This is a genomic window from Bacteroidota bacterium, from assembly GCA_018266835.1.
In the GTDB taxonomy this organism is placed as follows: Bacteria; Bacteroidota; Ignavibacteria; order Tepidaquicellales; family Tepidaquicellaceae; genus JAFDZO01.
In genome coordinates this window covers 339,967-353,040 of sequence record JAFDZP010000005.1, presented here as the reverse complement: position 1 = coordinate 353,040, position 13,074 = coordinate 339,967, and the positions used below count along the sequence as shown (strand labels likewise).

The window sequence follows — 13,074 nt, the reverse complement described above, 5'->3', positions numbered from 1 at the left end:
AACTGTTGTTAGAAAAAACTCCTGCCGATTTCCCGACAGGAGTTTTTTTTACAAATTACTTTTTATCAATTATTATTTGACTAAAACCATTTTCATACTCTTCACAAAAGATTTATTCCCGCCTTCAGCTATTATTGAATAAAAATAAATCCCGCTTGCTAAATTTGATGCATTGAAATTTAAGGAGTAATAACCTGCCGGCTGCACCTGATTTACAACTGAAGATATTTCTCTTCCGGTTAAATCAAATATCTTAATGCTTACCTTGCTATCGAACGGCAAATCATAATTGATCTTCGTAGAAGGATTAAAAGGATTCGGATAGTTCTGTGATAAACTGAACTGTGTTGGTATTCCTACATTCACTTCATTTGCAAGCTCATAATATTTATAGTTGCCGTTGAAATCAATCTGCTTCAACCTGTAATTATATTTTCCTGTTGAAATAAAGTTATCGCTGTATGAGTAATTTATCTGTGTGTTTGAATTTCCTGCTCCTGAAATGTTCGTTACTTTAACCCATTCATTAGTTGATACTAATTTTCTTTCAATATCAAATCCTGAATTGTTTTGCTCAAACGTAGTTGTCCAGTTTAGCTTTACGTTATTTCTATCTACAGATGATGTAAAGTTAGCAAGCTCTACAGGCAGCGGGTCAGGTGTCTGCAGCGATACTTTTAATGTTGGTTTGCTTGGATCATTTGTGGTTATATCAAGTGTTGCGTTTTCTGAGTTATCAAATTGCTGTTCATTTCCTTTAACAGGTTTTGGTGCAAGCGGATTACATCTTATCTTAAAGAGCCCGCTGTCTCCCGCAGCAATTGAAGCAGGAGATGAAATCAATGAGAACTTGGATGCATATGTCCCGCTGAAAGTTGTGCCTGAAATTGTAAGTGATGCAGTGCCTCTGTTTTTTAAATAATAATTAATCGTATCTGTTTGTGTTCCGTTAAATGTACAGATGGAATCTGAAGCAGTATTAAATCCTGCTGAAGGGCTTGTAGTTCCTGAAGTTTTATATAAAGTTATTGAACAGCTATCAAAAGTTCCGCCTGTACCTGTAACGCCATCATAAATTAATAGCTTCCATGCTCCTGCCGAACTTGTTCCGTTAAATCCCGCAAAAGAATAATCCGGCTTTACAAGTCCGCTTGTATATGGTTGAGTTAACCCGTTCCAGAATGATGAAGCGGAATCAGTTATTGTTGGATTTGAAATTCCTGTAGTTGTGCCGGAACTGTTTTCACTGAAAAGACACTTCATACCAAAGGTTGCGTTCATGCTTGTCAACGGACTTACAAGAGCAACGTTTATATCTGAGACTCTTGTGTGTCTTAATGATAATCTAACTTTTGTTTTTAAGATTTTAAATGATGCAAATGTTGTTGTTCCGGTGTAAACATACGATGATGTCGGAATTGAAGTCGGTCCCGTTATTTTCTGTGTAACACTCTGAATATTTCCAATTGCATAGTAACATAAATTTGTTGTATCCGGCGCGTGAATAGGGAAGTATGCTGTATTTCCGCTGTTATCTTTTGCTGTTAAATAATATTGCACTTGTGTTTCCCATCCGTAGCCCGGAATTTTAAATGCGAATACGCTTCCTGCCAGTGAACTATACGAAACAGTATCGAATGCAGACCAGCCTGCATTATTTTTATTTGTTCTGTAAATAACTTTTGGTGAAGTGTTATCAACACTTCCGCCGCCTAAATCTGTAATTGCAGCTGTAACTGCAGAAGGATAAGTTGAATTGCTTGACTCTATATTGGCATGTTTTATTGTCGGAGGAATTACATCCACGCCTGCTGCAAGTCTTACCGAGTTGTAAGCATTTACTCTGCCGTAGCCGAAATATTCATTCCATTGACCGTATGCTTTAGCAGAATCGTAACTGATGTTATCAATTTTATCGCAGCCTCTTAATAACGCATCTTTTACCTGTGCAGCAGTCTGCGAAGTATTTACTGAATATATAAGCCCTGCAACACCGGCTGCATTAGGACATGAGCATGACGTTCCGTTAAATGCATAATAATAATCTCCGGCTGTTCCTGCAGCAGTATTATCACCACCTGTTCCCTGAATATCAGTTGTAACTGTAATTGTCGGTGCCACGCAGTCAATATCTCCGAAGTAAGATGATGAGCCGTCTGACTGAATCGCGCTTCCGTAGTTGCCGCCCCACCAGAATTGCTGCGCATTTCCGGGAGCTTTTTTCTGGTCAGATGCTGTTGAAGCGCCGACACAGACAACGTTCCTTAAATAAGATGGATATGACGGGGGATTTCTTCCTTCATTCCCTGATGAAAATAATATTACGCAGCCCTTACCGCTGTTGCCGTAAAGTGCGCAGCTATCAATTGCATTTGAAACTGATGATGCAGGTGAACCGCCTCCCCAGCTATTGCTTAATACTGCTGCACCGTTTGTTTTTGCTCTCTGGAATACTCTTGTTATGTAAGAGTTTGCAGCAGAGCCTGCGCCGTTAAAAATTCTGTATGAACGCAGCTTACATCCGTATGCAATTCCTGTTACACCCAATGCGTTGTTACCGCTTGCTGCTACCAGTCCGCCTGTACATGTTCCATGTCCGTTGGAATCTCTTGGCACGGTGTTTACATTATATGCTCCGTCGTATCCTGCAAGTAAGTTCAAGCGCAGGTCAGGGTGTGTCGAATCGATTCCTGTATCTACAACTCCAAGCTCAAGGCTTGCATCTCCTGTAGTAAAATTCCATGCAAGATTAACTTTCATATCAGAGCCGGTAATTCCTTTGTAAGTGGCTGAGTCAACTCCGTTATATCCGCCGGGGTTTGGAGTAACTGTTTGTGATGTATTATTCAAATGCCATTGTGAAGTATATAACGGGTCGTTGGGTGTAAAATTAAGTAAGCAGTAATCAGGATAAATAAAATTCGGCTCTGCGTATTCAAATAGTCCGGTTGCTAAGTAAATATCGGAAAGCTCCAGTGAAGTTTTAGAGTTACCGTTGAATGTTTTCATATTGAACATTCTGCTTCCGGGGAAGCTTTCAACTATCTGAACTCCGTTTTGAATGTTCAGCAGATCAAGTTTGTTTCTGTCATTTTCACTTTTAAGCTTTACCATAAATTCATCTGCGCAGATAATTGTTATTTTCAGATTATCAGTGTAGTAAGCAGGAGCAATAAATTTTATTAAGTTTTCTCTTCCCGCAAATCTGTTTACAAAGTTCTGAACTTTTTGGGCTCCGAAATTATTTTTGAAAATTACTTCATATGTGTTGTTGTAAGAATTTTTTAATTCGTCGCCTGCATCAAGAACCGATTTAATTTCGTTTTCCATTGAGGCTTTATTCTGTCCAAGCTCATTTGTAACAATGACGGCTTTATCTTCACGTCTGTTGAGTTCAATCTTTTTTCCAAAGTAATAATAATAATCCTGCGGCAAAGCTGCGCTGATGAACATAAGAGAAAATAAAGCAATAAAAATACTTTTCATGTTTTGAATAATAGTTTATAATAAATTAAAAAAATATTTAATCCGGAAAATTGTAGAGTAGTTTAATACATCCTGAACGGACAATGGGGGCTGAGTGCCGGGAAATTCCTTCAAAAAACTATTTCTGTAATAAATCTAATAGAAATCCTAACAAAATCCTAACAATTTAAAGAAAAAGGGAGCCGGAATTTTTCTTAGTGTTTTGCAATGCTGTTGATAACTAAATAAAATACAACATAGAGAAGGAACAAAGTAGTAATAGGGAAGAGCATCTGAATGAATTCTTTTAAAAGTGTTTTCATGGCTGAAAATTTTAAAAGTTTTTAAATATTACTTTAAAAGTAGGGAGTGAGTGTTTCAAAAAAATTCTTAATTGAATTACCAATTTTTTTAAAACGGGACTTAAAACTAAACTCTTTAATCCAAAGTACAACATTGAATGCAAAATAAATCAAGGAGATGAAGGACATTAAAATCCAGACAATTAACTTTCGCATCTTATTTATTTTAGTTTTTTAATCTTTCCACAAAGAAAATGGTGAGATTCTGTTATGTGGAAAATTTAATACCGCCGGTGCAACTAAAAAACTCGCTCCCCCTAAGCGAACCATAAACAGCGGTATTTCCTTTTTCTTAGACTAAATTAATAACTAAAATGAGCATTGGCAAAGAAATTTATTGGCTAAAATCGGATGGAAAAATTGAATTATTTAGTTAAAAGGTGCAAAATATTTATAAATTGGCTATTATTCTTAAGTGATAATCGGCAAAAATTGTATTAAACACTTGCTTATAAGATAGAACGTACCCAATTTCCAAAGTCAATTTCCTTCATTTAAGACAAAAAAAACTCCTGCCGGTTTTTCACCAACAGGAGTCTGAATAACTTGAAACTCGTATCTTGAAACTACTTTACAAGTACCATCTTCATCGTTTTAAAATAATTTTGTTTTCCGCTTTCGGCATTAAGAGTATAGAAGTAAATCCCGCTAGGAAGATTTGCTGCATTGAAGTCAGCTGCGTAGCTTCCTGCATTTTGTACTTCATTACTTGCTAAAACAGAAACCTCTCTGCCTAATGCATCAAAAATTTTGAGTGTAACCTTACTGTTGAATGGAAGGTCATAAACAATTTTTGTAGCAGGATTAAACGGATTAGGATAGTTCTGTTTTAAATTAAATGATTTAGGAATATCAGCAGAAATATTATGCACGTTTATACCAAGCGTATTATACTTTCTTGTTACAATCCAGTGAAGAGTATTTGTCTGGCTTTGACCGTTATCGAAATTGCTGTTTGTGAATCCATAGTTATTCCAGAAAGAAAGAGCAACATCGGGATATGCCATTGCCTGTACACCTACTCCTATTGTTCCCCATTTGGTTGCATCGGGGTCTGTATTGCCCGGAGTAAAGCACTGCGTAAATTTCCATCCGTTGGGCGAAAAATCATACATCGTCTGGTCAAATGCAATATCGCCCCAAAGTTTTTCCGTAACTGGCGTAACAGGGACTATCTGAATTCCCTCAGAGTAGTAATTTTTTTGAACAGGATCACCAAAAAATGTACTGGCATCTATTATTCCCTGATACAAATTCGTTACAGTTTTAAACTGACTTGTATAAAAAGTCGGAAAAGTGGGATTTGTATTTTTTATATGATAATATTTTTGCGCTGCTCTTATTTCCTGTTGAAGCATTACTGCTCCCTGATATTTCATATTATCATTTCCTGAAGCAACACCCAATAAATACAATCCGTACCAGGCATTAGCAGCTTCGGATGAGCTTTCCTGATTTTTTCCGCCGCCATATGGCACCATACCATTTGCCCATGAGTTTCCGTCGAACCAGTCTTTATATCTTTGCAGAGCAAAATACTGGTCAGTCTTACTTGGGTTTGCAATATCTCTTGCAAGCTCAGTTACTCTGTTAAGATAATAATTTCCGTTTGCAGTAAGGAAGCCCGGATTTTTTCTGGCGATTACTGCCGCAGCATATAAATAATATCCGTAATGGAAATGGTGGTCGTTGTACAACGCGCTTCCGAAGTCATTGCCGGGTACATTATATGACTGGCTGGAAATCAAACCTTTAAATTTAGTATCGTACATAATGGAGTCGCGGACATTTGCAGGGGGATTATTTGCAGAGCTGTTTCCGTTTAGCCATCTTGATAAATTTGATGCAAGCTTGGTTCTGTAATTTGCTGCAAGTGTCTGCATTGAAGCGTAGCGTGTATTATCACGGTCATACAATTCATCACAGATTGTTATTACGCGTCCCTGCTTTGCAAGAGTTTTTCCTGCGGCGTAAACATCTGACCATTGATATTGAGCCATAAAATAAACTGAATCGCCTATAGCATATCTTTGAATTGAATCGCACCAGTTAAGCGGAACGTTGGTAAGAGTTCCTCTGTCAGGATTCCAGGTGTATTGCGGAAGATTTTCCGTCATAACCCATGTCTTTTTCTTTACCTCGCTCAGTATTCCTTTTATGACCTGATAGTTCATTAATTGTGTAGTTGAACCTGCAGGAAGCATATCAACGTGATGCGGAAGAGCCATCATTAATAATGAATCATTAGAGCCGAATGAAGCTTCGTTGTATCTTGTAAAATTAAAATTCATAGTTGCAGTTGTGCTGCTGCTGTTTGCAACATTTACCTGCACATCACCCTTGACAGGAATAAACTTTGAATAAGCATTTAAGAGATTTATACGGGCAGTAGAGTCTGATGCTTTAGGGTCACCTGTGTAAGTAACATGAGCCATTCTTATCCAGCCGGTAATAGGCGCAGTTGCAATAAGTCCGTCCTGAGTTGCTCCGTTATATGGCTGCTGATTATAAGTAAGCGTAATAGGGGTAGAGCTGTAAATCATCCATGTCTGCGATCTGAAAAGATTCGGATCACCCTCAAGAGTTTTTATTTTAAATACAGTACCGGTAAACTGCTGTCCCGGTGTTAATAACTCTGTATCGTTTACCCAGTGAACAATAGGAGACGGGAAATAAATAGCCGGAGTTACATTGTTATAAATCATTGTCATGTAAGGCATACCTCTCACAAGAGGCGCGTAATAATACTGGTTGGTATTTGTTGTGTTTGTAAATTTTATCGTTGCAGAAATTTCAGTATAGTTATTCAATATGGCAGGCTTATAATTTGCCGGATTAACAGATGTACCCATTGCGAAATAAAGTCCGTCATCATAAGCATATTTTGGAAATTGCGGTGTGCCAAGTTGTTGTGTACCAAATGGTCTGTAGTTAATACCAAGATACGCATATTTATTGGGATATCGATTGCTATCTAACTGTGTACCAAAACGAATTTGGTAGGGGTATGTGTAAATACTGTTTTGTCCTAAAGGTCCTGAAATATTAGGCCAGGCATTACCATAAAGATAGAACTGATTGAACCAGGCATTTGTCGGGTAAGCGCCGGTTATACTATCTAAAACAAAATTTCCGGCTATAGGCAATGGATTTACCACATGCTGCCATGTTGACTGCTCAGCAGCGGTGGAGAACGGAGAACCGTAGTTCCACTGAGAATAAGAATTGCTTGTTATAAAGAACATCAGAAGAAAAAGGGGGTATAACTTTTTCATAAATATCTCCCAATAAAAGTTTATTGGAATCCATTTCATTTCTAAATACAATGCTTTATGGGGGTTAAGCAGTATCAGGCAATGTAGTCCGAATTAAAATAAATTCACATTAGTTTTTTTAAAAAATTAACGACAATATAAGTGTTTATACCTATATCTAAAATACAAAAGCCTTAGTAAAAAAATTCCAATTGCTGTAATTTAATTTACATTAAGAGCAGAACTTTTTTATGTCATAAACTACTGCAAAAACTAAGGGCAAAACTTACGCCCCCTCGTAAGTTTTGAGATAAATTATTGTTATTTCTTCATGTTAAAAATCATTTACTGCGCTATATTTTTTTCAGCCTATTACTATTAATATGTTGCATCAGGCTTTCTGCCTGCTCCGCAAATCAGAAATTATTAGTAATTAACAATTAACAGGAATACAAAAAAAAACTCCTGTTAGTTTTCACCAACAGGAGTTTTTTAATTATGAATTCAGAATTTAGAATTATGAATTGCCATTTTACCGGCAACTGACAACTAATTACTGATAACTATTTTACAAGAACCATCTTCATAGTTTTTACAAACGATTGATTTCCGCCTGCTGCATTTATCTGGTAGAAATAAATTCCGCTTGAAAGCATTGAAGCATTGAACTGAACAGTGTAATAACCTGCAGTTCTTGATTCATTAACTATCTGCGCCATTTCTTTACCTGTCATGTCATAAATTTTAATCTGAACTTTGCTGTCGAACGGCAAGTCAAAATTAATCTTTGTTGACGGGTTGAAAGGATTCGGATAGTTTTGTGAAATATCGAATTTGCTTGGAACTCCGATTATAACTTCATTTGATAAGTCATAATATTTGAAGTTACCGTTGTAATCCATTTGTTTCAGTCTGTAGTTATATTTTCCTGTGTTCAGATTGTTTTCGGAGAAGCTGTAGCTTTTTGCAGTTGTTGAGTTACCTGCGCCTGCTACGTTACCGACTTTACTCCATGTATTTTCTGTACCGCTTAACTTTCTTTCAATATCAAATCCTGAGTTGTTTTCCTCTGAAACTGTTGACCAGTTAAGAGTTACTTTTCTCTTATCTATTGCTGATGTGAAAGATGAAAGCTCAACAGGTAACGGTGCATCTTTATCTGTTAATGCGAAGCTTGAGAATGATGTTAAGCCTGCTACTGTTACTGATTTTGCTGCATAGTTCAGATTTGACTGACCTGCGCCAACGCCGGGCTGATAATCTGTCCATGTTGCTCCATCATATTTAGCAAGTATTAAGTTTGTGGCAGGAGCAGTTATTGTTCCTGTCTGAGCATCACTGAAGAATACTGTGATATCATAAGTTGCGCCGCCTGAAGGCTGTACATCAGGTGTTAATGTCCAGTAACCGTAACCGTATTTTGCAGCTACAGGAGGATTTGGAGGTGTTGCGCCTGAATTAAATGCTGCTGTCATTGAACCCGGATAAGTACCTGCTGCACCCCATGTAATGGATGCAAAAGTCTTTCCGAATATTGACCATGATGTTGTCTGTCCTGCTCCGATTGTACCTGTTTGTGTTGCCGAAGGAGCCGGTACTGAAGGAGTAATTTCGTAAGCACCAACATCGCAAGGACCTGTTGATAAAGATGTTGACCTTGCTGTACCGTTGATATCATTAGTTACTAACCCGGGATAACCGTTTCCGTTTACTACCCAGCTGTTTGCATTTGTAATATCAATGCTGCCGCTTGTGGAATTTACAAATGACGGATTGCCGTTGAATGAGCCTTTATCTTTTCCTGTTACTGTAGCATAAGCAGAAAGTGTAGAGTAATCTGTTGTTCCTACTTTTGCAATATCTTTAACACCTGAACCTGTCGGGCTGCAATAGTATACATTATTATCAGAAGCTTCTAACTGAGTAGCATCTGTTTGTAAGAATATACATGTAGAACCTAAACCGGTTGCTCCAAGGAGTCCTAAGTTATTAGAGATAACGTTGTTTCTTATATCAGCGGTAGAACCTGTACCAAGTGTAATACCGTATGACATTGCACCTGTCTGGTTAAGAGTGTTACCGTTGAAGTTAATTGAGTTATTATAAAGCTTTACGCCTGTTGTTGTTCCGAAAACATAAATACCATGTGTATTATCACCAAGTGTGGTATTTACCCAGCCGTCACCGGATAAATCGGCTATCTGGTTGTTTCTTACTGTAATATTACATGAAGTTGTTCCTGAGCTGACTTGAACACCGTGAGCCCCGTATCCATTTGTACCTGTATATTTTAACGTATAAATTGAATTTCTTTCAACAGTTGTGTTTATTGTGCCTGTTGCAAGCCAGACTCCGTTATCGTCTTCCGAAGAAGTAGTTTCAAAGTTAGCAATGCTGTTCTGAGAAATTACTGAGCCGTTTACAGCCTGCATGTAGATACCTGTAAATCTTATAGCGTTTGCACCCGACGTTGTAAGGTCATTACCGTTAACATTTGCATATGATGTACTTGATGCATTTGCATTGATGTACATTCCGATATAAGATTTTTGTATTGAGTTATTCTGGATTGTTGTGTTTGCAAAATAACCCGGATTTCCAAGTGTACCTGCATCGCCGACAACTAAACATGAAGCAGTATTTACACCGTTAATCAGAATACAATTTTTTACAGTTGAAGCTGTATTGTAAGTTGTTCCGTTTGAACCTATCTGAAGTACGCTCGGTGATGTAGCAGATATGTTTGTAATTGTCATATCTTTTGTTGAGCCGCCTACAGTGTTTGAACCATCTATAATTGTATAGCTGCTGAATATTTTAATTAAAGCATTCGATGCTAATGTACCTGAAATGGTTGGTGATACACCAAGCGCAGGTTTCATTGTAATTGTTGCAGAAGCGCTTGGCTGTGCATCACTTCCAATGTTGAAAGTAATAGGGAATGTTTCAGACGGATATGAAGCATCTGTTAAAGATAGCTCTGTATTGCCTGATACTCCTCTTAAGTTTACATCTGCAACTGCTGCTGTGATAGTTGCATAAACACCTGCCATATCTGAAGTAATTCCGTTTGAGCTTCTGTCAGACTGAGATAATTCATGATATAATGAACCTCTGTATTCTGTTCCGTTTTCCATTAACACTGAATATTTTTCATCAACGGTAACTGTCTGTGTTTTTACATTCGGAGCGTTTAATGATGCTGTAAATGCTTCTTTATCAGATTTATTTACAACTGCTGCATCTTCAGTTACTGAAACTTCTCTTGTAACTGTTCTTACTTTTTCTACTGAATAAATATTTTTACCTGTAACTCTGTTAAATAAAGCAAGACCTACTGTGTAAGTTCCGCTCATAGGTGCTGCTGCAATTATATAAGAGTTTGGAGCAAGCGGGGCTACTGTTCCGGGAGGATTTATTCCTGAACCGCCGGCAGGGCTTGTAGCTACGTTTGCGTTTACATCCTGAGCAGCAACATAATATTGAACTACATCGTTAGCAGCTAAGCCGCCCATTGCAGCTGCGTTTATTGTAAATGTATAGTTGCTACCTGCAACAATTGGAGCGTCATCAAAATGATATGTTATTTCCGATGATTTTTTGTAATATAATCTCGGACCGTTTGCTCCGCCTGCTACACCTGAAGCATCGGATATTGCAGCAGTAAGAGTTCTGTCTGCTGTGCTTGCAGTATTGCCTAATGCTGTATAAACTATAGAAGGTGCTGTCAGATCTACTATTGTACCTGCAAATTCATCTGCGCCGATATCAGGAGCAGTAGCAGGAGTTAAAGGATTATCAGGATATCCTGCATTCGGATATCTGTTCTGATTATCATAATCTGTTGTTGTACCTGCAACTATTACACCACCTGATTCAAGCTGTGTGGCTGTTAAAGCAGGGATGTGCAAATCTGTTGCTGAAGTAAATGGTGCTGCAGAGGTTGAAGCAATTGATGCATTATCGTTTGTTCCTGCGGCAGATAAAGTGCTTGTGTAGCTTCTTGAGTTTGTTGAAGGTGTTGTTGAACTGGCAATAAAGTTAGAAGCTAAATAGAAACCTGAACCTGCTGTAGTTCCGACCTGTAAGATACCTTGTCTTGAAGCATCTGAGCCTGAAAAGTAAGCATTGTTATTTAAAGTTAAGTTCAATGTGCTCGTTGCTGCCGATGGAAGAAATAATGAAACGTGAGCAATTGAAGTTGTACCGCCTGTCATTACGTTTGAGAAAATATTGTTTCTCATATCAACGCCTGTGACGGAAGTTGTATTAATAGTAGCGCATACAGTCATAATGGTCGTTGTAGAAGTACCGAGCATTGCGCCTGAAAGATGAATTGAGTTATAATAAATCTTGTGGCCTGTACCTAAAATTCTTAAACCAATAATACCGTATTGGGTTGAGAAAGCTGCACCGCCTGTGATATCCTGGTTGATATCATAAATCATGTTGTTTCTGAAAGTAATATTGTTTCCTGCTGCAAGGAATACACCTGCAACACCGAATGTTCCTGCATTTCTATCGTAAACCTGTGAAACAATATTTCTTTCAACAGTTGCTGATGCTGCTGCGGTTGAAATATAAAGACCTGTCGGCTGATTTGTCTGAGTTGTGCTTCCGCAGTTATTCTGAACATTAGAAATTGTATTTCCGGCTACTGTATAAACACCGGCAGAACTTGCAAGAGAGATACCTCTTGCAGGAGAAGTTGTCGCTGCATTATTAACAACAACACCTGCTATAGTATTGTTTGAAATTGTATTGGGACCTGTACCGATTGCAGTTACAACATCTATACCTGCTGCGTTTGTAGTACCAACAGCTACGTATGAAAAGATATTTTTAATTGAGTTTCCGGTAATTGTAAGTACAGTTGTACCTGAAGCATAAATACCTTTTGTATAAACTGTGTTTGTTGGTGTTGTCTGAGGATAAGCAAAAGACTGCGCGCTCTGGTCTCCAATAATGTTATTAGAAATTGTAACACCTGTAGAAACACCAACTGCGGCACCGTTGAATACGATACCTCTTGCGCATGCCATCACTGTGTTGTTATCTACAAGTAAAGCATTTACAGTTGTTCCTGTAGGAGCTGTATTTGTTGTAACGCTTGTGATAGCTGTCGGAGCGTCTGTAGCTGAAGCCCCGCCGTTACCGCCGACGTAAATACCGAATGTGGTATTTTCGCTGCCTGTAACGCTTGTATTTGCAGCAGCGTTTCTGTCTGCTGCACTTCCGTTAAGGATTAAATTCCTGAATATATTGTTATCTGAACTTGTTACTACTGTTGCAGCATTACAGATTCGGATGACCGATGTATATGTAATTGTTGCAGCAGCAGTGTTTGTAATTGTAAGGTTGCGGTTTGTGCCGCCTGTATTCGGATTATCTCCGTCAATGGTAACATTATCTGCACCCTTTAATTCAATCAATCCGCGACCTGTAGTTGTAGGACCCGAAATTGTAACGCCATCTGTGGTGGGACGAATATTTACAGATGTATAAGAGGCAGAACCTGCGCCGCTTGAGTTTAAAACGCAAGGACCTGCTTCTGTTGTGTTAGCAGTGATACTAATTGTAATTGCACCTGTGTGCGTACCGGCATTAATTGCATCAAAAGCTGCTTTTAATGTCGTGTACGTTGTTGGTCCGCCGCCGGTAGATACATCTACCTGGGCAAAGGAGTTTTTCGTGCAGAACAACGCTAAAAGCACTGCGAGAAAAACCAATTTCTTAAAGGGTTTAGCCATAAGATTTTTTTTTGTTTTTTAAATGATTGTTTAAGAAAAAAATTATACAGTAAATTTTCTGATAGAATTTTGGGGTTCTTTCAGAAAAGATTCATCAAGATTATTTTTTATTCTTAGAGGAAAAAAAACAAATCAGTGCTTTTCAGTATTGTTGACAGTAAAAATATCGCATTAACTTGCCGTTACAGAAAGAATTATGAGATATTTAGTCCTGTTTGTTATTTTAAATTTTGATTATGTAAA

Annotated in this window: 3 protein-coding genes; all 3 read right to left on the bottom strand. The window is 38.0% G+C overall.

Features of this window, described 5'->3' with window-relative positions; translation table 11 throughout:
* Positions 1-72: 72 nt before the first annotated feature.
* Positions 73-3,486 carry a S8 family serine peptidase gene (locus JST55_14290; GenBank protein ID MBS1494680.1) on the bottom strand — a complete coding sequence of 1,138 codons (3,414 nt, stop codon included), beginning with the start codon at positions 3,484-3,486 and terminating at the stop codon, positions 73-75.
* Between the two features lie 907 nt (positions 3,487-4,393).
* Entirely contained in the window at positions 4,394-7,102 is a 2,709-nt protein-coding gene (locus tag JST55_14285) for a T9SS type A sorting domain-containing protein (protein MBS1494679.1), read from the bottom strand.
* A gap of 542 nt (positions 7,103-7,644) precedes the next feature.
* The gene (locus tag JST55_14280; GenBank protein MBS1494678.1) at positions 7,645-12,831 is read right to left on the bottom strand and encodes a T9SS type A sorting domain-containing protein; all 5,187 of its coding nucleotides are present in this window, start codon (positions 12,829-12,831) and stop codon (positions 7,645-7,647) included.
* Between the last annotated feature and the right edge of the window lie 243 nt (positions 12,832-13,074).